Here is a 21,390-nt window from a genome sequence, read left to right on the forward strand (position 1 = left end):
ACTCACAACTCGCGATCGGAATCTCGGTCGCGCTCTCGCCCCGCGTCTCGGTCGTCAGCGCGGTTGCTCGAGTCCTCGAGCCCGGTATCGAACGCGGACGCATCGCCGAACTCGTCGTCTCGGGTCGACGACGCGTCGGAACGGCGAGACGAGTCCGTCGGGTCCGTGTCGAACCCGACCGTCTCCCGGGTGCGTCGGTGGCGATCGGGATACTCCCGTGCGAGGTATGCCCCCAGATAGCCGCCGAGCAGTGAAAGGCCGACGGTATAGAGCAGCAGGAAGAAGCCGGCGCTGAAGATCACGAACGTAAACAGGAACACCCCTTCGATGGGGACGCCGCCGAGCAGTCCGAGGCTCAGCACGCCGGCGAGGAGAAACCCGATGCCCAGGAACGGGATGAACGTGATCGCCCCGGCCAGCGCACCCGCGATCGCGCCCGCCCGTTCGTCCGGGCCCTCGAGAAAGCCCGCGATAGCCCCACCGAGGACGGTCGAACCCGGAATAAACGAGAGGACGACGCTGATCACGGCGCCGATAACCGCGTTGATGAGCGTTCGCGTCCGAACCATACTGAACGAAGGAACGGCAGGGAGAAAAGTGTCGGTGGTCCAAGAGGGTTCGTGGGAGCGTCCAGTCACCGATTCAAATAGCCGTGCTCGTACGGAGCCCTGTCAGTCAGTGCCGGCGCACCCACACGACGGATTGCAGGTGCACCAAGGACCAGTGACAGCGAACCGTATCAATCGTCGGCGAGCTTCGACTCCGGTTCCTCGAACGTCGTTTCCGTCTCGTCGGCGTCGTCCGGCAGTTCCTCGGGATCGTCGACCAGTTCGGCGAACGTGGCATCGCCGTTGACCTCGTCGGCGAGCAGGTCGACGGCTTCGACGAATACGGCGACGAGTAGCGGGCCGACGACGACGCCGATCGCGCCGAGGGTAAAGAGGCCACCGGTGAAGCCAACGAAATAGAGGCTGCCAGGAAGGCCAGCCGAGCGTCTGGCCAGCCGTGGCCGCACGGCGACGTCGGGCAACCAGGCGATCAGGACGAGCCCCAGGGTAGCGAGTAGCGTCGCTGCGACGAGCTCGCCGGCGGCGACGTGGTAGAGCGCGATCGGGACGACGAGCATGCTCGGGCCGATGATCGGGACGAACTGAAGGATAGCTGCAGCGATCGCGAGCGTCAGCGCCGCCTCGTAGCCGAGCGCCCAGAACAGTGGGTAGGCGACGGCCAGCGTCGCGATCGACGTCGCGACCTGCAGGACGTAGATCGCATACAGCGTCTCGCGGGCCCGCCGAGCCAGCGCGTGGACGACATCGCGATACGCGTGGGGCACCGGTGCGATCGCGGCCCGTCCCGCCGCGTCGCCTTTGAGCAGGAGGCCGAACAGGAGGACGGCAAACAGCGCGAACTTGATCGCGAGCACCGGCAGCGCCAGTGCGAACGCGGTCGCGGCCCCCTGTACGAACTCTATGGCGGTAGCCTGCACCTGCCCGGTCTCGAGCGCGTACGTCAGCCCGAACAAAGAGACCGACAGCTCTCGAGGGAGCGCCGTGACGGCGTCGACGACCTGCTCGAGCCGGAAGTAGAACGCGACGACCAGCGGCGTGCTGGCTGCAAGCGCAGCTCCGAAACCGACGAGCGTCGCAGCCAGCGCGCCGGTCCACTCGGTGAGCCCACGCCTGACGAACCAGCGCTGGACCGGGACGAGGACGTACGCCACAGTCAGCGAGAGGAGGATCGTTCCGAGCACCTCGAGTAAGATTCCGCCGGTCACGACGCCAAGGATGACGACGATCCCCGCGAGGACGTACCGGCGCTGACGGCTCGAGCCGACGTCCTCGTTTGCGGTCCCTGTCACAACCGGGACTCTCACTGGAGGACTAAAGTCTTTGTCTGGCGAGCGAACGGGATTGCACGGGGTATCCTTTTTCGACGGTGGCGTGGTATGTATTTGCATGAGAGTAGTCCGTCGGCTCCGGATCGACGTCGACCGGCGAGAGGTGGCTGTCGGGACCGAACTCACTGTGCGCGTCCGTGACGATCGACGACAGCCGGTCGAGGGAGCGATCGTCGCAACGCAAACGAAATCGGCACGAACGGACGAGCGTGGGCTGTGCCGATTGCGGTTCGACTCGCCCGGGTTCTGGAAGCTCACCGCGGCGAAGTCACCGACCGACCGCGAGGCGTACGAACCGATATCGGCGCTCGTTCGAGTGGTGCCGAACGCGGCCGCGCTTCGCCCGCTTGGTAGGATCGGATCGCGGTAACGGCTGCGCACTGAACGGGCACAGCGTTATGCCGCTCACTGGTGTAGGCTATGGGGATGGGAGACACGAAAGAGGGACGAGACAAGCAAGCCGACGACGCGGAGGAACACCAGCGAGAACGGGAACTTTCGGAGGAACTCGAGCGCGGTGACGAAGCCGAACCGCCACGCGAGGACGACGAGGAGTCGAGCGAGGACGACGACACAGCGGACGAGTAGTCACCGCACGGAACCGAACTACAGTCCCCAGAAGAACGCGATACCCAAGACAGTCACGACGGAAAGCAACAGCTGCAGCGGTGCGCCGACCCGGACGAAGTCCATGAACTTGTAGCCGCCGGGGCCGTAGACGAAGAGGTTCGTCTGGTAGCCGACGGGCGTGAGAAACGCGGTCGAGGCCGCGAACGTCACGGCGAGTACGAACGCGAACGGGTTCGCGCCGATCTGGGACGCGGTCTCGACGGCGATGGGCAGCATCAACACGACACTCGCGTTGTTGGAGATGACGCCCGTGATCAGGCCCGTCGAGAGGTAGAACACCCACAGGACGCCGAGGGCTGGCAGATACGCGCCGGTCGCGGCGACGAGACTCCCCAGCAGGTCCGCGCCACCGGTCTGCTCCAGGGCCATTCCCAGCGGGATAATGCCGGCCAGCAGGAAGATCACGTCCCACTCGACGGCGTCGTAGATTTCGGTCGGTCTGAGCACGCCCGTCGCGACCATCGCGACGACGCCCGCGAGCGCGGTCACGAGGATCGGCAAGGACAGTGCGGACAGCGCGTCGAACGCACCGATGCCAGTCATGCCGGCGAGGGCGGAGCCGACCGTTCCCCAAGGGACGGCGACGAAGCCGACGACGCCCGCCATGATCGCCGTCGCGTGGGGGATCTTTTCGGTCCGATAGTCGGGTTCTTCGGGTTCGTGGGCGACGATGAAGTCGTCGTTTTGCGAGAGGCGATCGATGCTGTCCGGAGCCGCCTGGACCAACAGCGTGTCGCCGACGCGAATCCGGCGCTCGTCCATGTTGGTCCGGACCGTCTCACCCCGGCTACGGAAGGCCAGCACGGTCGCGTCGTAGCGCTGGCGAAACGTCGAGCTCTCGAGCGATTCACCGACGAGAAACGACCCTCGCGGGACGACGACCTCGACGAGGGTCCGATCGGGGGCTTCCTCGGGCTCGAGTTCGTCCGCAGTCTGGGGGTTGCCGGCGAGGGTCAGCGTCTCCCGGTCGACGAGTTGCTGGACGGTCGGACGGTCGGCCCGCAACCGGAGCAAGTCGCCGGCCCGGAGCGTCTTCTGACCGATCGGTTCGATGAACTCCTCACTGTCACGGACGACCTGCAGGATGTTAGCGTCGAACGCGACGCGATCGATGGCGTCGTCGACGGTCGACCCGATCAGCGGCGAGTCGTCGTCGACGACGACGTCGGTCAGGTACTCTTCGATGGCGTACTCCTGGACGTAGTCCTCGTCGACTGGGACACGCTCGGGCAACAGTCGGTGACCGACGGTCATGAGATAGATGCTGCCGACGACGAGGACGATGATTCCCAGTTGGGTGAACTCGAACATCGAGAAGGGCTGATCGAGCAGGCGTGCGGAGACGTCGCTCGCGAGGATGTTCGTCGAGGTCCCGATGAGCGTGAGCATCCCGCCGAACATCGAGGCATACGAGAGCGGAATCAGCAGTTTCGAGGGCGAGGTCTTCCCCTTGTGGGCGATGTCGGAGATGACGGGCACGAGGATGGCGACGACCGGCGTGTTGTTGATAAAGCCCGAGATCGGGCCACTGACGCCGATCGTCGCGAGCAGCTGTTTATCGAGGTCGTCGCCGGCGAATGCGGACATCTTCCGGCCGATGATCTGGACGACCCCCGTCTGGCTGATCCCGGAGCTGAGAATGAGCATCGCCAGCACGGTGATCGTCGCCGAGTTCGAGAAGCCGGATGTCCCTTCTGTCGTCGAGATCTCGGTGAGATTGACCACGCCGTCGACACCGAGAACCATCAACAGCACCATCACCAGAATGGCAGTCACGTCGATCGGGAGCCATTCGGTCACGAACAACACGAGGGCGATGAGAATGATCCCAAACACGACCAGCATCTCGGGCGTCACCGCCAGCCCACTGGATTCAACAGCGAGCGGGATCGGTCCGACGCCAAGCGGCGAAAATTCGGACACAGTTGACAGTCAGGGATCGGTGATGGTCACGCTTGAAGGACCCGGTTCGGCGTCGTCTCGAGCCGCTCGCGCTGACTGCGTAACTCGAGGCCGAGAGGCCGCGCTCACTGCGAAGAGAGCCGCGAGCGGAACCGCTCGAGGCCGACGTCGAGCATGTCGGGACTGACCGGCTGGAACTCGCTGTTCTCGGGTAAATAAGGTCGGACCGAGTCCCAGCTCTCGCGGGCGTAGCGTTCGTCTAACAGGACGCGCACGCCGACGTCGTCGGGGCTGCGGATGACGCGACCGATCGCCTGCCGGGCCTTCCGCACTGCGGGGATCGTCAGTGCGTAGGTAAAGCCATCGCCAAAGGCATCGTCGTAGGCCCGGCGGACGGCTTTCGTCCGCGGACTCGAGGTGTTGACGATCGGGACGCCACAGACGACCGCCGCGGCCAGCCGGTCGCCGCTGTAGTCGACGCCCTCGGTCAGCGTCCCTCGCAGGCTCGTGACGAGGACCTTGCCGTCGCCCGCGAAGAAGTCGTCTTTGAGCGACTGGGTCGTCTCGTCGTCGCTCGCAGCGTCGCGCAGGATCGGTTTGTCGACCCGCTCCTCGAGGACGCCGGCGGCCCACTCGGCTTCGGTGTAACTGGGCATTCCGACGAGGACGTTCCCGGGGAGGCGGGCGACCTTCGCGATGGCGTTGATGTAGGATCGGCGCGTCGGATTGTTGTCACCGGGTCGGCCGCGGTTGTCGTATGTGAACTTCGGCGCGGCGACCGCGAAGCTCTCGCGGTTTTCCGCGGGGAAGTGCAGGCCGTATCGGCGTTCGACGACCGGCCGGTCTTCTTCGCGTGCGAGATACTGAAGACCCGTCACTTCGGTGAAGGCGTCCATCGGCTCGAGGGTTGCACTCATCAAGACCCCGCCACCGAACATACCGAGCCGGTCGCCGATCGCGTCGCTGGGCACGCAGTTGTGCAACGCGAGTCGGGCGTTGTAGGCCCGCCGCCACGAATCGGCGGGTTCAGTGTCGTCCCAGGTGCGCTCGAGTTCGATCTCCCGGAAGTAGTCGGTGTGGTCCCGCCGGTACCACTCGCCGAGGACGCGGCCGACTGCGGGGGCGGCGCGGGTTCGATCTTCGTCTTCGGCTTCGTTCAGTACCCGTGCGACGACCGCGCCGACGGATTCGGCACGGACCCAGTCTGCGTCGCCGTATCCTGCTTCGCTTGCCCACTCGGAGAGTTCGTCTTCGGCCGGCTCGGCGGGATCGCGGAGAGGGATCTCCTCGTCGTCGAGGTCGGTCAGGTTCGACTGCCAACCCCGATAGTTCCGGTCGAGATAGACGGTGACCCGGCGGTCGAGTTCGGCTCGGAGGTCGCGGACGAACTCGAGAGTTCGGTTGAGTTCCTCGAAGGAGACGTCGCTGTCTTTGAGTTCCCCGCGCACGAGGTCGGCGTCAGCAGTCTTGGAGCCGCCTTCGGCCTGCCGACCCTCGCGTTCGAATTTGATCGGCTGGATGACCCGCGAGAGTTCCGTTTCGGCATCTCGAAGCGTGGAGTCAGCAACCCCCTCGCTGACCAGATCGCGCACGCGTGGCTCTAACATGTGGGCCTCGTCGCAAACGACGAAGGTGGAGTCGTCGAGTAACGCGCCGGTAAAGGAGCCGACCGTCCGGGGATCGAAGGCGTGGTAGTAGTTCCCGATGACGACCTCGACCTCGCCGAGGGCCGCCCCCATCACGGAGTGCGGACAGGTGCCGTGTGTCACCGAGCGGGCGACCAGGTCCTCGGGCGTGACCATGCCAGCGTCGGTAAGATCGTAGGGGACCGCTTCGGCGGCCGCACCGTCCTCGTCGTCGGGCAGATCTTCCAGATACTGCGCGTAGAACGGGCAGTACTCGGTTTCGGCACCAACGGGGCCGCCCTCGCCGTACTCGGGTAGGTCGGGCGGGTAGGGTGTCGGTTCGCCCGCGGTCTCGAGGAACGTGCTCTTGGCCCGACTGCCGCTGTCGGCTAAGCCGATCTGCTGGCTGCGGGCGCGGGCGGCCAGATTCGCTGCGGTCGTGTCGCCGCCTTCGCCAGTCAGATCGCGGGTGCGGTCCCGGAGCGTCTCACAGCGGTCGTAGACGTTCCCGTCGTCGATCCCCGCCGCCCCCTCGCGGTTGTACGGACAGACATCGGCCTTCCCGACGAGGGTGAGTCCCGAAACCGGCACCCAGTCGGTGGGCAGGTTCGCATTGATCGTCTCGAGGTCGGCCTCGAACTGGCGCAGTTGCTGTTTGACGCTCGTAAGCACCAGCACGCGCTCGTAGTCGGTGTCGGGATCGCGCACGAGGTCGATCCCCGCAGTGAGCGCGATCATCGTCTTCCCGGTGCCACAGGCCCCTTCGATGACGGTGTAGCCGCCTTGCCGTCCAGTGTCGATGGCGGCCTCGATGCCGTCGACCTGCGGGTCGTAGGGGCTGTCGTGGCCGAAGATCGCGCGCCAGTTCGTCATTCCTGCCGTACTCATCGTCGGTCGGTCATAGGGTTGACGAACACGACTGGCCGCCTGACAGTATATAAATGTCAGCTCGAGCGGGGAGCCGTCGCGACCGTCAGAACGTAACGCCTTCCACTCTCGCTGCCGTACCTCGGCTATGAGCGATACCAGTTCTATCGACGCCGACCAGTATCGGGACGAACTCAAATCCAAACGCGCCGAGAAAGACGACTTCTTCGCGACCCATCCACAGTCGCCGATCCCGCCCGAGGAACGCGACGACTTCGACGGGCTTGACTACTTCGACCCTGATCCGACCTACCGCGTGACCGCGACCGCGACGGTCCACGACGACCCCGAGGTCGTCCTGATGGAGACCACCGCAGGGAGAGAGGTGCGCTATCTTCGCGTGGCGACCCTCGAGTTCGAACTGGATCGCGAAGACGAGGACTTAGAAGACGGCACGTTCGAACTCGCAGCCTACCAGCAGGAGAGTCCGAACGAGGAACCGCTGTTCGTCCCGTTCCGCGACAAGACCACGGGACAACAGACCTACCAGGGCGGGCGCTACATGGAACTCGAGGCAGAGCGCGACCTCGAAGACGGCGACGAGCTCGTCGTCGACTTCAATCTCGCGTACTCGCCGTTCTGTGCCTACAGCGAAACGTTCGACTGCCCGCTACCGCCCGAGGAGAACTGGCTCGAGATCGCGATTCCAGCGGGCGAACGATACGAATAGCACGCTCGCAACTTGCGGCTCGACGCGCCGCGAAGTCACAGGCTGTCGCTCCGTCCACTCGCGAGCGATACGGATGTGAGTGGTTCTCTCAAGAGGGGCGTTTCGACTCGAGCCACCGGCCGCGTTGCGGGCTGTAGGACGGGAATCGGGGGCTCGAGTGGAAATGAGGGGGTTCGGAGCGGTCAGGGAGCGACGCCGACGGTCAACAGCGTGCCGAACTCGCGGTAGCGCTCGACCATCGCCTCGCGGGTGTCCCAGTCCTCGAGCGGGAACTCGTCGTCGTCGGGAATCGTCACCTCGCGGTCGGGGATGTTATTCTGTTCGGCGACGTACAGGCCCGCCTCGCGGAAGGCATCGCGATACTGTTCGCGGTCCCAGCGGGTCATCTCGACGGAGATAGAGTCCTGCCACTCGTGGGAGTGGACGTTCTCCTCGTAGTAGTTGACGGCACAGTAGAAGGTACCGCCGGGTCGGAGGATGCGGGCGATCTCCTCGAGGGTATGGTGTGGGTCCGCGGCGTAGTAGAAGGCCTCCATTGACCAGACGTGATCGATCGAGTCGTCGGCGAAGGGCAGCGCATCGAAGTCACCGACGAGGAAGCCAACGCTCGCGTCGTCAGTGTAGCTGGCCGCATTGCGGGCCATTTCGGGTGCGCCGTCGAGTCCATAGACGCGGCCAGCGCCCGCGGTATCGCGGAGTGCGCGGCCGGCGTAGCCGCTCCCGCAGCCGAGATCGAGCACGGTTTCACCCGGTTCGACGGGCATCCGCGCGAGCGCATGCTTTGCGGTGTGCCAGTGTCTGTCTTCCATCCCTTTGTCACGGCCGCTCGTTGCCCAGTCGTCGAACTCCTCGCGTACGCTCATATCGGGGCGATGGGTGACGCAGGGATAAACGCGTTCGCATGACGCCCCGGAACGCTGGGCGTCGCTCGCTGTCGTGTTCGGAGTCGGTGCGCCAGCCGGACAACGCCACCACGAGAGTCTTTCTCACTGTTATGAGAACCATCGACAGATACTTTAGGCTGGCCTAAAAGCTAGAGCGTGAAGGGTCGTCGGTGATCGAACTCCGTGGGCATCTGGAGTTCGCGATCCTCGGTGAGTCACACTGTCCCACCCCTCGCCAGTTTTGGACCCTTCCTCCGGGTTTCCGGAGTCCAGTTTCGTCGCACGATATATCCGCACGCTTAAGGGAGTGCCGAAAGTTGTTGCTTCCAATATGGACTACAGCCTCGAGATAGACGGCACACCGGAGACGATTCCGGGCGGGACCGGCGTCCTCCTCTTGCATCCAAGCACTGGCGAAACCGACCGCATCGACACTGATTTCCTCAAGATCGATACCGATAGCTTCCTCGTCGTCTCGACGCGAACCACAGCTCGCGAAGTCAGACAGAAACTCGAGTACTACGACGTCGACGAGGAGTGTGCCGAAATCCTCGATACGCTCAGTATCGAACGCGGCTACTCCCGACGGTCGTCCGATACCGTCCACTACGTGGCTGCCCCGGACGACATCGACGGCATCGTCGAACACATCGACGGCTTCCTCGACGCACACGACGGCAAACTCCGCATCAGCTTCGACTCCGTTACCGAACTCGCCTACTACGCCGGCGACGAGCAAGCCATCGAGGCCGTCGAACGGATCCTCGCACTGCTCGAAAACCACGACGCCGTCGGTCTCTTTCATCTCGCGGAGGAACCTCACGACGACGCGCTCGTCGAGGAGTTCCGCGGACTGTTCGACGGTATCATCGACCTCGACGAAGACGGCAGCATCGACGCCGAGTTCTAACCACGAGGTGCAGTCGCGTCCGATATCGAGCACGCTCGAGCGACGGCGTGGTATCGCGACACCCGAACCAAGAGGAAAAGCTACTCGTCTGCGAGCGACGTGAACGTCTTCTCGGCCCACCGGATCGCGTACGCTGGGCCGTGCTCCCGGTAGGCGTCCGTATCGAGCGCGGCGAACGGCGCCGGCAGTTCGATCGCGTGTTTGATCGCGGCACACGCCAGTTCGGTCGCGTCCGCGAAGTCGGTCTCGCCGCGGGCGACCGCCTGGGGCAGCCCCGCGACTCGATCCTCGAGTCGCGTCCCTGCATCCTGCCAGGCGTCGGCGAGGGTCGGCCGGTCGTCGTGCCAGTCGGCGAAGACCGCACGCGTCTGGAGGCCGATCCAGCCGTCGTACAGCGCGGCGGCGACCTGATACGTACCGTTCGGGTCGAGCGGAACCGCTCGGTCGAGGTCGCGATACGAGTCTTCGAAGAACCCGATGAAGTGTTCGGGCACATCGAGCCCGAGCTCGACGAATGCCTCGGCGAGTAAGAACTCGACGAACGATTCCGGCGAGCCCTCGACTCTGGGTTTGACCAACACGAGCGGCGGGTCCGTCTGGCGGGTCCAGGCGACGCTGCCGTCGCCCGGCATTCCGATCGTGAGATCAGAACTCGCGTAGCGAGCGAGCAGCGTCGGCGCGTCCTCGGGCAGCCATGCAGCCGGATAGCTGGCCGGCTCGAGGCTGTCGACGAGGAGGCCGAGATCCTCAGCGAGCGCTGGCGGCAACGTCTCGAAGTCACGCTCGCAGTCGAGAACTCGAACGCCCGGCGCGTGAGCGTCGCGGACCGACGCGAGCCGATCCGGGAGCGCACGAGCCTCGAACATCAGGCGAACGCCGTCTGGAAAACGAGCAGGATCGACAGCAGTGCCGATGCGGCGACCGTGGAAAGAACAACCTTGGTTGCAGTGCTCATATGTGCCGTCTCGTATCGGTATCGCTTAAATCCATCTGTCTCCGTCCGCCGTCTCGACCGGACTCGTCCCCGTGTGCCGGTCGAATTACGGTGGCTCGAGCGGGCACGCTGCACGACCACCAGCGGCTCGCAACGATTATTTCAGGTGGAGTTCGATCTGCCATCGTAACGGGAGCTGCAGGGAAGATTCTCAGGGTTGCAGTCGAAACGGTCCGGTGTATTCTCGCGGACAGCATGGGACGAACCGAGCAGAAAGACGGCGGGATGGCATCCGAGAGCGATCGGAACGGGAACGAGAGCGGTGAAAGGGCTCGAGCGTGAGAACGACCAGTCGGCTGTGCCGACTACCGATATCGAGACCCGTGTCGCTTACTCGTCGTCGCCGTCGCGCCAGGAATCGGGGACGTCGATGACGTATCGACCGTCTTCCTGCAGGGAGATGATGTACTCGTCGCGGTTGTAGAGTTCCATCAGATTGAGTTCGTACTGGCCCGGTCGGACGATCTTGATGCTCTCGAACTGTTCGTTGAGCTCTTTCCGAAGGTCTTCGATCGAGGGCTGGTCCCCGCTCGGTTCGCTGACGACGCGACCGTGTTCCGGCGGCTGATCGTCGCCGGGAGTCGAGCCAGCGGTCGTGTCACCTGTATCGCCGCCGTCGCGGGGGTCGGAACCGGAGGGGACATCGCTGTGAGCCGGCAGGTCGTCCGCAGGAACGACTTCGCTGCGGGCGTCGGCCTGTGCCGAATTCTCATCGTCCGCAAACGTCGTGGTTGACCTGTCTGGTCGCTGGGACGGCGGCTCGCTCTCGTCGGACTCGTCGCTCGTCTCGGTCACCGTGCCGGTTCGGTCCTCGGGTCGCCGCGCCGTGTCCGGCCACTCGGTCACCGTCTCGTCGGCTGCGGCGTCGGACTCGGTGGCGGTCGGCTCGTCAGTTGTGGGCCAAGACCGATCCGACGCCGGTGCCATGCCCGAGTCACGGGAATCGGAACTGGCGGCGAGCTCGGCGTCCCCCCGGCCCGCATCCGCCGACGTGTCCGATGTGTCGCTCGAGACCCACTCGCGAACCGTTTCGGTGGCACGCGTCGTGATCCCTCCCGAGTCGGACCCCGACGTGGGCTCGACCGATTCCGAGCCGTCGTCCTCGCCGACCGATTCAGCGGCGCTCGCGGGGGCAAACTGGAACTTGTTCCCGCCGCAGTCGGGACAGCCCGACAGCATCTCCTTGGAGCCATCGGCGAACGTCCGGCCGCAGTTCGTACACTGATGTGGCATTAGTTACGGGACACGAGCGCGCTGATGAGCGTTTCGTCCTTGTGGAGCGTCTCGATCTGGTTGGCCGGCCCGATCACCGTCAGTTTCGTCTCCGCTTTATCGCTGCCCATGATACGACCGAGCAGCGACGAGTCGCGGGTCTCGGATTTGGGATAGGTCTCGATCTCGATCCCGTTGAACTCGTCGGGGCTGATTTCGGCCATCGTCACTTCGATGAGTCGGCTCTCCTCATCCGGGGTCAGCCCCTCCTCTAAGACGACGATGTTGCCGTCGTGGACGCCGTCCAAGATCATCCTGATCTTTTCCATCGTAGCCATCCCGTCCATGCGCTCACCGCTGATCAGGTCGATCTGTACACCGTCGGACGGCTCCGAGTCGTCTGCGTTGGTTGCCTTCGGCATCGATATCACCCGAAGTACTCCGCGATCTTGTCGTACACTTCGTCCATGTTGTCGCCTTCCTTCGCGGAGAGCGGCACGGTCGTGTGCTGTGGGAAGGCGTCCTCGATCCGCTTGACGCTCGAGTCCTCGAGGTCGGTCTTGTTCGCGAAGATGAGAACGGGAAGGTCGCGGGATTCGATGATGCCGATCAACATCGTGTTGACCTGCGTGATCGGGTCTTCGGCGCTATCCAGCACGTAGATGACGCCGTCGACGTCTTCGCGCAGCCAGTGCATCGCCTCGGCGACGCCTTCGGTCGCTTCACGGGAGCGACGAATCGCATCCTCTTCGTCGAGTTCGTCGGTGAACTCCTCGTAGTCGACCTTCGTCGTCACACCGGGCGTGTCGACGATGTCGATCGTCACCGTCTTGCCGTTGCGTTCGATTTCGACGTTTTCTTTTCGGCGTGCGCGACGCGTCTCGTGGGGGATGTGACTCTCCGCACCGACGGCGTCACCCGTCCAGTCGCGTGCGATGCGGTTTGCGAGCGTGGTCTTGCCGGCGTTCGGTGGACCGTAGATACCGATTCGTTTGGGCTCCTGTTCCGAAAACAGGCGATCCGTCACCCGAGAGATACTATCTTTGAGTTCTGTGAACAGTCCCATCTGTTGGGCCCTCCAGCACCGCGGGGTGCATCTGCGCGTACTACTAAGCGAACTCACTTAAGCCTACGTCAGACATGTTGACACTCCGGACAGGAACAGTTGTCAACGTATGGGACGGAGCCGTCGGACGCGCTGGGGTACATTGAGTGAGATAGTCATACATGATAGTCGTTAGGCCGGGTGGGAGAAACGAGCACGATGAGAGCCCCCCACCCCTTCGTTTCAATTGGAGAGCAACGAGAGCGTGGGTCGATGAGTGGCCGAACTGAAGCAGTAGCCCCCTCATTTCCACTCGAGACAGGTTCTACGGCAGAAAAATGGCCAAATTGGATGCTAAGAATGATTCTAGTAACAAATTCGTCTATCTACTAGTATCAGTATTGCTGAGAAAAGATTCTAGTGAAGTCTAGTAATAAAGAACAACTCTCTAGTACTATTTTCTGTTCTGCTAGTTCTACGGTTCCTGTTTCTGGCCGACCGTCATAAAACTTCCTCTTATAGAAACCTCTCTCACCCCCTCCCCTCCTCTGAGCCGTTCCACCTGAAACGAAGGGGTGGGGGGGTGGTGTATGGTGGCTGCTAACTACACCCTCTCCAGTCTGACCGTCACAAAGTCACCACAATTCCATCAACATCATCAGATAGTACTCCCGAACCATCGGCCCTCCAATCACATACTCCCCCAAACTATCGGGCGACTCAATACATCTCCAATCAATTGCTGTCCTCATCAGTACACGCTCGTCCGTCACCCTACACGCTCGTCCGCGCGTAACACATTCTGGTAATACGGTTTCTTTATTCAGAGTAACTCGTGGAACTCGCGTTCAGTATAGGGAATGCATGTATCAGTTAATGAAGTCGTACCGCACCCCAAATTGTTTAATACCTCGTAAATGAATAAAAACATGAAAAGACGTTCCGTTCTTGCTGCGATAGGGACTGCTCTTACAGTTTTCTCTGCGGGCTGTTCAAGTAGGATAGCCAGTGACCGGGAGCGGAACTACGAGTTTGGAATACATAATGGCTCACGGGACCCTTATTCGTTCAGAATTCGAATTGGAAATGACTTGGATGGGTATTTCCAAGAAGAGACGTTTGAGATGGAGGGCGAGACAGCCAACGAAAACGTTCCAGTAGAAGATACACCGTCCCGTATATATCTCAAAATAGATTCAGCCGAGGAACGAAGGTTTCCATGGCCAGCTTCAACCAGTGAGTTAGGGAAGATTGCGTTAAAAGCAGATATTTGGTATGAGCCGACACTTCAACAAGATATTTTGATTCAAGAGGGGTAAAGAATTCCCCTTTCCTGACAAGTAGACATGTGTAGTGATCGAACCGAACTGCCCGGTTCAGTTTCAGGCAGGATTCTGAATAAAGAAATCATGCTACTATCTACTGCTATAGTTCACTTCTCGAACTGACTTTGGACGACACAGCTCTCCGGTCGTCGTTCCAGCACGAGATGAAGGGAACGGAAGAATTTATTACCGTGGTTTTCCTCTGTTTCGTTTGCATCAACTGGACTCGAATCGGGTATCTGAAATCGTGGATCTTCCGACGGAGACCATCATACCATGATATTCCTGATTCCCGGCTCGACACTCCACACGAAATAAGGGGGCCTGTGTACGACGGATGTCAGACGACTCAGAAACCGCGGATTCGGACGAGGTTGAAATCGACAGAACGAGTGGGTTCTCGACGAACTTCGAGAACACTGATCTCGGCACCGATGAGTCGAATCAGGGATTGTTCGACGATCTCCTCAGCGGTGAGCCCATCTTCGAGAACAAGGAAGTTCTCCGTCCATCCTATACGCCACACGAACTTCCCCATCGGAGCGACCAGATCAACAAGATGGCGACCATCCTCGTGGCCGCCCTTCGGGGTGAAACGCCGTCGAACATCCTTATCTACGGCAAAACCGGCACCGGCAAAACCGCGAGCGCGAAATTCGTCAGCAAGGAACTCGAGAGCACGTCCCAGAAGTACAGCGTCCCGTGTGACGTCGAGTACATCAACTGCGAGGTGACCGATACCCAGTATCGCGTGCTCGCACAGTTGGCGAACAAGTTCATCGAGAAGAACGAAGAACGAATCGATGAGCAACTCGCAACCCTCGAGTCGCTGCTCGAGGCCGTCGACGAGTACGACGCGACCGTCGACGTACACGAGCCGGAGGCCTCCAAACGGGCCGACGAGCAAACGGCATCGAACCCGTTCGAGTTCGCGGCCGAGGACGCGACGGAACGCGACACCGACAGTTCGTCTGGAGACAGTATCGCGCCCGAATCGGGCGATTCTCCACCTGAAGCAGGGGGGTCCCCGGACGCTACTGCGCCAGCATCCGCTACCGAGGCCGAGCAGGCCGCGCTCCCGCCGGACCATCCCCTCGCGTCGACGCCGTTCGAGAGCCGCGAGGCGGTCGAAGCGCGCATCGACGACCTCGAGACCGACAGGGAGTCCTTCGAGGAGGTCCCGATGACCGGGTGGCCGACCGATCGCGTCTACAGCGTCTTCTTCGACGCCGTCGACTACGACGAGCGGGTCGTCGTCATCATGTTAGACGAGATCGACAAACTCGTCGAGAAAAGCGGCGACGATACGCTCTATAACCTCTCGCGGATGAACTCCGAACTCGAGAACTCGCGGGTCTCGATCATCGGCATCAGTAACGACCTCAAGTTCACCGATTTCCTCGACCCGCGCGTCAAATCCTCGCTCGGTGAAGAGGAGATCGTCTTCCCGCCGTACGACGCGAACCAGTTGCGGGACATCCTCGAGCACCGGTCGAACGTCGCGTTTAAGGATGGCGCGCTCTCGGAGGACGTGATCCCGCTGTGTGCAGCGTTCGCCGCACAGGAACACGGCGACGCACGGCGCGCACTGGATCTGCTTCGGACCGCCGGCGAGCTGGCCGAGCGATCCCAGGCCGAGACGATCGTCGAGGAACACGTTCGACAAGCGCAGGACAAGATCGAACTCGACCGCGTCGTCGAGGTCGTCCGCACCCTCCCGACCCAGAGCAAACTCGTCCTCTTCGCGATTATTCTGCTCGAGAAAAACGGCGTCCACAGCATCAACACGGGCGAGGTATTCAACATCTACAAGCGACTCTGTGAGGAGATCGACGCCGACGTTCTGACCCAGCGCCGGGTGACAGATCTCATCAGTGAACTCGACATGCTCGGCATCGTCAACGCCGTCGTCGTCTCGAAGGGGCGATACGGCCGGACCAAAGAGATCAGCCTCTCCGTACCACTCGAAGAGACGGAGGCCGTGTTACTGAGCGATTCTCGGTTGAGTGACATCGACGACGTCCAGCCGTTCATCCAGGCCCGATTCGAGAACTGACGAGTCAATCGTCTCCCGAAGAACTGACGAGTCGATCGTCTCCCGACATTGCGGTCGTGTTTGTTCTCGGCACCGACCGCCGGACTACTTCGGTCTCGAGGACGCAGGAACGTTTCGACCTGGCTTCCGCCAGCACGACTTGTGCTATGCCGTTCCCCTCAATTTCGACTCGAGAATCAGTGAACGATGGGAATGGGATGGCGATGTGCCACCATCCGGCGTCGCAACTCAGGACCGATACCGACCCGCGGCCAGTGCGATGCCGCCGCCGGCGAGCCCGGCGACACCAGCGAGTTCTTCGCTCGACTCGAGTCCGGCGGCTGGACCGGCCGGTGTCGCCGTCGTCGGGTCGGGGTGTGCGAGCTGTGTGTCCAGCGTGCTCGCGGGTGACGACGGCACGACCATGCCCCCGAAGAGTCTGTCGACGGTCAGTCGAACGTGGCCGAGCCACGGGATCCGGTACTGTGCTTTGCCGGTGACCCACTCGGGTTTGACGACGGTGGTATCGGCACCGCCACCGGTTTGATCGTAGCCGGGATTGTTGTCTCCTTTCGTGACGAAGCCGGCGTGTGGTGCGGGACAGTTCGGGACTTCGCGACAGGTCGCGTCGCCGACGATCGCCTCGCTGCCTTTCGTCTCGACCCAGCGTTCGCCGTCGTCGACCCAGAAGTGGGCGCGATGGATCACCGGTGTCTTCGCCGGGTTGCCGTTCGGTCTGAAGACGATGACGTCGCCGGGATTGCCGAACTTGGTGTAGTCGTTCGCCTGACCGCGCTCGAGTGTGACGACGCCGGTATCCGCGGCCGTGTCGTCACCGGCGAACCGCCCCTCGTCGACGACGAAGATGAGATCGCCGCGGTGCATGTTCGGCTCCATACTCCCGCTTTCGACGGCGACCAGGGGCGGCCAGATTCCGCTGACCCCGAACAACAGGATGGCGACGACGGCGACGATAGCGACGCTGCTCAAGACGTCCCGTGCCACCGTCACGTTCTCGTCGTTGGATTTGAGAAACCAGCGGACAAGTCCGTCGTCTTCGATCGTCACGCCGTCGGAATCGGACGCGGTCCGTGACGGGTCCGGGGATGGCGTCTGGGGGGCGCCGGTGTCTTCTTCTGACCCCGCGCGGTCGTCGTTGCCGGAATCGCCAGGAGGCGTTCCGGGACTAGAGCCGCTCATCGTCACCCGTTTCACCGGGCGCGAAAATCAACCTTCTGTTCGCACAGGCTATCGATCGTGTGTATCCGCGGCCGACCCGTACCAGATGAGCGCGATCACGCTACCGACAGTGGCAACGACGATCGGCCCGGTTCCGACAACCGAGCGGACCGAATCGATCGCCAGTCGGACCTGTCCGATCCACGGAACCCGCACCAGCGCCTTGCCGATGATCCACTCGTCACTGACGACGGTCGTCTCCGCACCCGACTGCGGTACCTGATCGTAGGCCGGATTGGCGTCGCCTTTCGTGATAAATCCGTCATGGGGCGCTGGACACGACGCGATCTCGGCACAGGTCACACCGTGCATATACGCTGGATCGGCCTTCGTTTCGACCCAGCGTTCGCCCTCGTCGACCCAGAACTGGGCGCGGTGGATGGTCGGCGTCTTCGTCGGATCGCCGTTCGGCAGGAAGATGACGACGTCGCCGGGATTGTCGAACTTGGCGTAGCCGCGTGCGTGGCCGCGCTGGGCGGTGACGACGTCCGTTCCGGCGACGGCGCCGTCGCCGACGAACCGTCCCGAATCGACGACGAAGACGAGGTCGCCTTGCTCGATGTGCGGGTCCATACTGCCGCTCTCGACGGCGACCAGGGGCGGCCAGGTCCCGCTAACCCCGAACAGGAGGCTTCCCGCGATCGCGATGATCGCGATAATCGTCGCGAGATCTCGTATCGTGGTGCCCATTCGATCGTCGGTCTCGAGGAGCCAGCGGACGAGCCCGTCGTCGATCGTCACCCCGTCGCCGCGACTCGTCGTCGCTCGCGAAGCGGCCGTCCGCTGATGGCGACTGCGATCCGACGCCGGATCCATCTCCGATTCGGCGTCGTCTCGAGGGCCGGATCGGTTGCGGCTCCGTTCGCTGACGTCGGGACCGTCCATTGTCGTTCGATTTCGCCGACCCCGGTATCAACCTTCCGGCACTCTCGGTTTCAGTTGGCTCCCGTCGTTTCTCGGTGCTTCCGCCGTACCTGCCCGTCTCTGCGAGTCGATGGCACGTGGCGATGCGATCGCTGATCCGCTATCCTTTTTGGGCCCCTCACGAATGCGAAGTGTGTGCCACTCGAGGCCGCCGCCCGACTCGTCAGTGAACTCACGAGCCGCGGCTACAACGCCGAGCGCGAGGCGGTAACGCGGCTTACGGCGGCCGAGAACCCGAACGCGGCTCTCGAGCGCGTTCTCGAGGAAGTCCCAGACGATGCGCTGGTCGTCCGGGTGGATCACGTGGAAGCGGCGCTTGCGACGACCGACGCTGGCGGGACGACTCGATCCGATAGCCCGGCCAGTGAACCGGCCGAACCGACCCCCTCTGTTTCAACTGGAACGTCCGAGACTGTGGACTCTGATCCGACCGATCAGTCTCCAGTCGAAACGGAGGGGTCTTCTTCGATCGGTCGATCCACGGGCCCCGCGACAGCCGAGCGATCCGCCGATCCCGCGCTCCGTTCGCTCGAGATCACTGGTGATATGACTGGCGAGAGCACGGGGACCGGCGAGTACGAGGACTTCGTCTCCGTCTTCCGGGACCGGCTCGATCGGCTCGGCGGGAAACTGCGAAGCCGCGTGAATCACCGGCCGGCGACAGCCATTCAGGAGATGCCCGGCGGCAGCGAGGCCGCGATGGTCGGGCTCGTCAACGATATCCGCTCGACCGCCAGCGGTCACTGGCTGATCGAACTCGAGGACGCGACCGGGACCTTTCCCTGGCTCGTGATGAAAGACCGCGAGTACGTCGACCTCGTCGACGAGTTGCTCTGTGATGAGGTGCTGGCGATGGAGGGAACGCTGGCGGACGACTCGGGGATCGCGTTTGTCGACTCGATGTATTTCCCCGACGTCCCCCGCACGTACGAGCCCTCGACGGCCGATCGCCACGTCCAGGCGGCGCTGATCAGTGACGTCCACGTCGGCAGCCAGGAGTTCATGGAAGACGCCTGGAACGCCTTCGCCGACTGGCTTCACACCGACCAGGCCCAGCACGTCGAGTACATGCTGTTAGCTGGCGATATGGTCGAAGGCGTCGGCGTCTACCCCGATCAGGACGAGGAACTCGACATCGTCGACATCTACGAGCAGTACGAGGCCTTCAGCGAACACCTGAAGAAAGTGCCGGGCGACATCGAGATCGTCATGATCCCCGGCAACCACGATGCCGTGCGACTCGCCGAACCCCAGCCGGGATTCGACGAAGAACTTCGGGAGATCATGTCCGCCCACGACCCCCAGATCGTGAGCAATCCATCGACAGTGACCCTCGAGGGTGTCTCCGTGCTGATGTACCACGGCGTCTCGCTGGACGAAGTCATCGCGGAACTCCCCGAGGAAAAGGCCAGCTACGACGACCCGCACAAGGCGATGTACCACCTCCTCAAGAAGCGCCACGTCGCGCCCCAGTTCGGTGGCCACACGCGGCTGGCTCCGGAGGAGAGAGACTACCTCGTGATGGAGGAGGTTCCCGACATCTTCCACACCGGTCACGTCCACAAACTCGGCTTCGGGAAGTACCACAACGTCCTGGCGATCAACTCCGGCTGCTGGCAGGCCCAGACGGACTTCCAGAAGAGCGTCAACATCGATCCCGATGCCGGCTTCGCGCCGATCGTCGATCTCGATACGTTAGACGTGACCGTCCAGAAGTTCAGCTAAGACGATACGAATCGCCGCCAGCGGTACACCTATTCATGGCGACCGCGTTAGCGACTGCCACCCCAACCGATATGTCTCCTTCCAACGACCGGGCCGCCGCCGAGGCCCCCGAAACCGCGTTTCGTCCCGCGATCGATGCCCATACGCATCTGTTTCCCGAACGGCTCGCCGCCGCGATCCGCCGCTCGCTCAGTGCCGAGGCTGACTGGGAGTTTTCCCATCCCGTGACTCGGCCGGCGATCGAAGACGTCCTTCACGCTGCAGGCGTCGCTGCTTACGTCGCGCTTCCCTACGCCCACGAGGCCGGCCTCGCGCGAGAACTCAATACGTGGCTCTGCGAGCAGGCCGCCTCGTCGGATATGCTGATCCCGTTTGCAACGGTCCACCCCGACGATGAAGACGTCGCGGCCGTCGTCCGAGACGCGTTCGAGGCGGGCGCTCGCGGTCTGAAAATTCACTGCCCGGTCCAGGAGTGTCGACCTGCGGATTCACGCCTCGAGCCGGCCCTCGAGGTCGTCGCGGCGTACGACCGCCCGATCACCTACCACGGAGGGACGGCACCGATGTTCGAGGACAACTCCTACGTCGGCTTCGACGCCTTCGCCGAGTTAGTGGATTCCTATCCGGCGCTTCGCGTCTGCTGTGCGCACATGGGGACCTACGAGGTTGAGGCGTTTCTCGACCTCGCGCGTGATCACGACTCCGTGTATCTCGATACGACGTTCGCGATGTCGACGTCGGCCCCGGAGACGATGGGGTTCGATCCGTCCTCGATCGCCGACGAGACGTTCGTCGAGCTCTCGGAGTCGATCATGTACGGGTCTGACTTCCCGAACATTCCGTACCCCTATCGCAACGAGCGGGCCGGCCTCCTCGCTCGTGACCTGCCACAGGAGACGATGCGAGATCTCTTCTATCGGACGGCGATCGACTATCTCGGGCTCGAGTCCGAACCGGATCTCGAAACGGCGGCGGAGACTGACTCGGGTCAGTTGGGACTGTAGCTCGCTGGCTCGAGTCGAAACCGCACCGTCGGCGCGCCGTCGAATCGCGGGCCGCGGCCACGTCGTTCGAAGCCGAGTTCGTCGGCGGCGCGCTCGATCGCGGTGGCGTCCTGTGCGGCGAGTACTTCGACGGCCATCGACTCGCGTTCGGCAAAGCGCACTGGTTCGGCCAGCAGGCGCTTGCAGGCGTCGTTCGTTCCGTCGAGTTGGGTGACATGAACGGTGTCTTCGCGCGCGTCGAAGCTAATGAAGCCGAGGAGATCCTCCGGATCCGAGCCGTCGTACTGTGTGTCACCGAGATCCGCGTTCGGATCGTGAGTGCCGTCCTCGGCGACGCGAACCGTCCGATCGTGGACGAGGTTTCGCATCACGTCCGTCGGGGAGTCGGCGATCGACGCGAGCGCGTCGGCGTCGGCCTCGAGTGCGTCACGTACGTTCATCG

Annotated in this window: 20 protein-coding genes; 8 read left to right on the forward strand and 12 right to left on the reverse strand. The window is 62.8% G+C overall.

Annotated elements, in window-relative coordinates:
• Positions 1–2 precede the first annotated feature (2 nt).
• Both ACFR99_RS17070 and ACFR99_RS17075 read right to left on the reverse strand, forming a co-directional pair.
• Positions 3–569: a DUF5518 domain-containing protein gene (locus tag ACFR99_RS17070; RefSeq protein WP_390289879.1), complete on the reverse strand. Its 567-nt coding sequence runs from the start codon at positions 567–569 to the stop codon at positions 3–5.
• 170 nt (positions 570–739) lie between these two features.
• On the reverse strand, positions 740–1,858 hold the full coding sequence (locus ACFR99_RS17075; protein ID WP_390289882.1) for an AI-2E family transporter: 1,119 nt from the start codon (positions 1,856–1,858) through the stop codon (positions 740–742).
• A gap of 97 nt (positions 1,859–1,955) precedes the next feature.
• Here ACFR99_RS17075 and ACFR99_RS17080 point away from each other — a divergent pair, with 97 nt between their 5' ends.
• Together ACFR99_RS17080 and ACFR99_RS17085 are read left to right on the forward strand one after the other, a co-directional pair.
• Entirely contained in the window at positions 1,956–2,267 is a 312-nt protein-coding gene (locus ACFR99_RS17080) for a carboxypeptidase regulatory-like domain-containing protein (protein ID WP_390289884.1), read from the forward strand.
• Between the two features lie 56 nt (positions 2,268–2,323).
• Positions 2,324–2,485 carry a hypothetical protein gene (locus ACFR99_RS17085; protein ID WP_390289887.1) on the forward strand — a complete coding sequence of 54 codons (162 nt, stop codon included), beginning with the start codon at positions 2,324–2,326 and terminating at the stop codon, positions 2,483–2,485.
• An 18-nt stretch (positions 2,486–2,503) separates the two neighbouring features.
• On the opposite strand, the gene ACFR99_RS17090 is transcribed toward ACFR99_RS17085, so the two are convergent.
• Positions 2,504–4,372 carry an SLC13 family permease gene (locus ACFR99_RS17090; RefSeq protein ID WP_390291286.1) on the reverse strand — a complete coding sequence of 623 codons (1,869 nt, stop codon included), beginning with the start codon at positions 4,370–4,372 and terminating at the stop codon, positions 2,504–2,506.
• Positions 4,373–4,554: 182 nt separating this feature from the next.
• Entirely contained in the window at positions 4,555–6,927 is a 2,373-nt protein-coding gene (locus ACFR99_RS17095) for an ATP-dependent DNA helicase (RefSeq protein WP_390291289.1), read from the reverse strand.
• A gap of 142 nt (positions 6,928–7,069) precedes the next feature.
• Here ACFR99_RS17095 and ACFR99_RS17100 point away from each other — a divergent pair, with 142 nt between their 5' ends.
• The gene (locus ACFR99_RS17100) at positions 7,070–7,651 is read left to right on the forward strand and encodes a DUF1684 domain-containing protein (RefSeq protein ID WP_390289890.1); all 582 of its coding nucleotides are present in this window, start codon (positions 7,070–7,072) and stop codon (positions 7,649–7,651) included.
• 182 nt (positions 7,652–7,833) lie between these two features.
• On the opposite strand, the gene ACFR99_RS17105 is transcribed toward ACFR99_RS17100, so the two are convergent.
• A complete protein-coding gene (locus ACFR99_RS17105) occupies positions 7,834–8,514 on the reverse strand; it encodes a class I SAM-dependent methyltransferase (protein WP_390289893.1) in 681 nt (226 codons plus the stop codon).
• A 352-nt stretch (positions 8,515–8,866) separates the two neighbouring features.
• Between ACFR99_RS17105 and ACFR99_RS17110 the strand changes: the two genes are divergently transcribed.
• Positions 8,867–9,445, forward strand: coding sequence for a DUF7090 family protein (locus ACFR99_RS17110; RefSeq protein WP_390289896.1), 579 nt, complete (start codon positions 8,867–8,869; stop codon positions 9,443–9,445).
• A gap of 80 nt (positions 9,446–9,525) precedes the next feature.
• Here the strand turns inward: ACFR99_RS17110 and ACFR99_RS17115 are convergent, their stop codons facing one another.
• The 4 genes from ACFR99_RS17115 to ACFR99_RS17130 form a co-directional block, all read right to left on the reverse strand.
• Positions 9,526–10,311: a DUF7089 family protein gene (locus ACFR99_RS17115; protein ID WP_390289899.1), complete on the reverse strand. Its 786-nt coding sequence runs from the start codon at positions 10,309–10,311 to the stop codon at positions 9,526–9,528.
• 458 nt (positions 10,312–10,769) lie between these two features.
• Complete coding sequence (locus ACFR99_RS17120; RefSeq protein ID WP_390289902.1) at positions 10,770–11,672, reverse strand: OapC/ArvC family zinc-ribbon domain-containing protein; 903 nt, start codon at positions 11,670–11,672, stop codon at positions 10,770–10,772.
• Positions 11,672–12,073 (reverse strand): DUF2073 domain-containing protein, encoded by a 402-nt coding sequence (locus tag ACFR99_RS17125; RefSeq protein ID WP_390289905.1) that lies wholly within the window; start codon positions 12,071–12,073, stop codon positions 11,672–11,674. The genes ACFR99_RS17120 and ACFR99_RS17125 overlap by 1 nt, the downstream gene beginning before the upstream one ends.
• Before the next feature lie 5 nt (positions 12,074–12,078).
• On the reverse strand, positions 12,079–12,717 hold the full coding sequence (locus ACFR99_RS17130; RefSeq protein WP_390289908.1) for an Era-like GTP-binding protein: 639 nt from the start codon (positions 12,715–12,717) through the stop codon (positions 12,079–12,081).
• A gap of 908 nt (positions 12,718–13,625) precedes the next feature.
• Here ACFR99_RS17130 and ACFR99_RS17135 point away from each other — a divergent pair.
• Together ACFR99_RS17135 and ACFR99_RS17140 are read left to right on the forward strand one after the other, a co-directional pair.
• A complete protein-coding gene (locus ACFR99_RS17135; RefSeq protein WP_390289911.1) occupies positions 13,626–14,015 on the forward strand; it encodes a hypothetical protein in 390 nt (129 codons plus the stop codon).
• A 343-nt stretch (positions 14,016–14,358) separates the two neighbouring features.
• Complete coding sequence (locus ACFR99_RS17140) at positions 14,359–16,077, forward strand: AAA family ATPase (RefSeq protein WP_390289913.1); 1,719 nt, start codon at positions 14,359–14,361, stop codon at positions 16,075–16,077.
• 228 nt (positions 16,078–16,305) lie between these two features.
• Here ACFR99_RS17140 and ACFR99_RS17145 read toward each other — a convergent pair whose 3' ends face one another.
• Together ACFR99_RS17145 and ACFR99_RS17150 are read right to left on the reverse strand one after the other, a co-directional pair.
• The gene (locus ACFR99_RS17145) at positions 16,306–17,256 is read right to left on the reverse strand and encodes a S24/S26 family peptidase (RefSeq protein ID WP_390289915.1); all 951 of its coding nucleotides are present in this window, start codon (positions 17,254–17,256) and stop codon (positions 16,306–16,308) included.
• 48 nt (positions 17,257–17,304) lie between these two features.
• Complete coding sequence (locus ACFR99_RS17150; RefSeq protein ID WP_390289918.1) at positions 17,305–18,180, reverse strand: S24/S26 family peptidase; 876 nt, start codon at positions 18,178–18,180, stop codon at positions 17,305–17,307.
• A 174-nt stretch (positions 18,181–18,354) separates the two neighbouring features.
• Here ACFR99_RS17150 and ACFR99_RS17155 point away from each other — a divergent pair, with 174 nt between their 5' ends.
• Together ACFR99_RS17155 and ACFR99_RS17160 are read left to right on the forward strand one after the other, a co-directional pair.
• Complete coding sequence (locus tag ACFR99_RS17155; RefSeq protein WP_390289920.1) at positions 18,355–19,944, forward strand: DNA-directed DNA polymerase II small subunit; 1,590 nt, start codon at positions 18,355–18,357, stop codon at positions 19,942–19,944.
• 71 nt (positions 19,945–20,015) lie between these two features.
• The gene (locus ACFR99_RS17160; protein WP_390289923.1) at positions 20,016–20,948 is read left to right on the forward strand and encodes an amidohydrolase family protein; all 933 of its coding nucleotides are present in this window, start codon (positions 20,016–20,018) and stop codon (positions 20,946–20,948) included.
• On the opposite strand, the gene ACFR99_RS17165 is transcribed toward ACFR99_RS17160, so the two are convergent.
• Complete coding sequence (locus ACFR99_RS17165) at positions 20,933–21,388, reverse strand: hypothetical protein (protein WP_390289926.1); 456 nt, start codon at positions 21,386–21,388, stop codon at positions 20,933–20,935. The genes ACFR99_RS17160 and ACFR99_RS17165 overlap by 16 nt on opposite strands.
• Between the last annotated feature and the right edge of the window lie 2 nt (positions 21,389–21,390).

This window comes from Haloarchaeobius amylolyticus, assembly GCF_042678045.1.
Classification (GTDB): domain Archaea; phylum Halobacteriota; class Halobacteria; order Halobacteriales; family Natrialbaceae; genus Natrinema; species Natrinema amylolyticus_A.

Bases quoted from the DNA above. Each gene is read 5' to 3' on its own strand.
- ACFR99_RS17070 (WP_390289879.1), bottom strand. From the start codon at position 569: ATGGTTCGGACGCGAACGCTCATCAACGCGGTTATCGGCGCCGTGATC.
- ACFR99_RS17080 (WP_390289884.1), top strand. From the start codon at position 1,956: ATGAGAGTAGTCCGTCGGCTCCGGATCGACGTCGACCGGCGAGAGGTG.
- ACFR99_RS17085 (WP_390289887.1), top strand. From the start codon at position 2,324: ATGGGAGACACGAAAGAGGGACGAGACAAGCAAGCCGACGACGCGGAG.
- ACFR99_RS17090 (WP_390291286.1), bottom strand. From the start codon at position 4,372: ATGCTGGTCGTGTTTGGGATCATTCTCATCGCCCTCGTGTTGTTCGTG.
- ACFR99_RS17095 (WP_390291289.1), bottom strand. From the start codon at position 6,927: ATGACGAACTGGCGCGCGATCTTCGGCCACGACAGCCCCTACGACCCG.
- ACFR99_RS17100 (WP_390289890.1), top strand. From the start codon at position 7,070: ATGAGCGATACCAGTTCTATCGACGCCGACCAGTATCGGGACGAACTC.
- ACFR99_RS17105 (WP_390289893.1), bottom strand. From the start codon at position 8,514: ATGAGCGTACGCGAGGAGTTCGACGACTGGGCAACGAGCGGCCGTGAC.
- ACFR99_RS17110 (WP_390289896.1), top strand. From the start codon at position 8,867: ATGGACTACAGCCTCGAGATAGACGGCACACCGGAGACGATTCCGGGC.
- ACFR99_RS17115 (WP_390289899.1), bottom strand. From the start codon at position 10,311: ATGTTCGAGGCTCGTGCGCTCCCGGATCGGCTCGCGTCGGTCCGCGAC.
- ACFR99_RS17120 (WP_390289902.1), bottom strand. From the start codon at position 11,672: ATGCCACATCAGTGTACGAACTGCGGCCGGACGTTCGCCGATGGCTCC.
- ACFR99_RS17125 (WP_390289905.1), bottom strand. From the start codon at position 12,073: ATGCCGAAGGCAACCAACGCAGACGACTCGGAGCCGTCCGACGGTGTA.
- ACFR99_RS17130 (WP_390289908.1), bottom strand. From the start codon at position 12,717: ATGGGACTGTTCACAGAACTCAAAGATAGTATCTCTCGGGTGACGGAT.
- ACFR99_RS17135 (WP_390289911.1), top strand. From the start codon at position 13,626: ATGAAAAGACGTTCCGTTCTTGCTGCGATAGGGACTGCTCTTACAGTT.
- ACFR99_RS17140 (WP_390289913.1), top strand. From the start codon at position 14,359: ATGTCAGACGACTCAGAAACCGCGGATTCGGACGAGGTTGAAATCGAC.
- ACFR99_RS17145 (WP_390289915.1), bottom strand. From the start codon at position 17,256: ATGAGCGGCTCTAGTCCCGGAACGCCTCCTGGCGATTCCGGCAACGAC.
- ACFR99_RS17150 (WP_390289918.1), bottom strand. From the start codon at position 18,180: ATGGACGGTCCCGACGTCAGCGAACGGAGCCGCAACCGATCCGGCCCT.
- ACFR99_RS17160 (WP_390289923.1), top strand. From the start codon at position 20,016: ATGTCTCCTTCCAACGACCGGGCCGCCGCCGAGGCCCCCGAAACCGCG.
- ACFR99_RS17165 (WP_390289926.1), bottom strand. From the start codon at position 21,388: ATGAACGTACGTGACGCACTCGAGGCCGACGCCGACGCGCTCGCGTCG.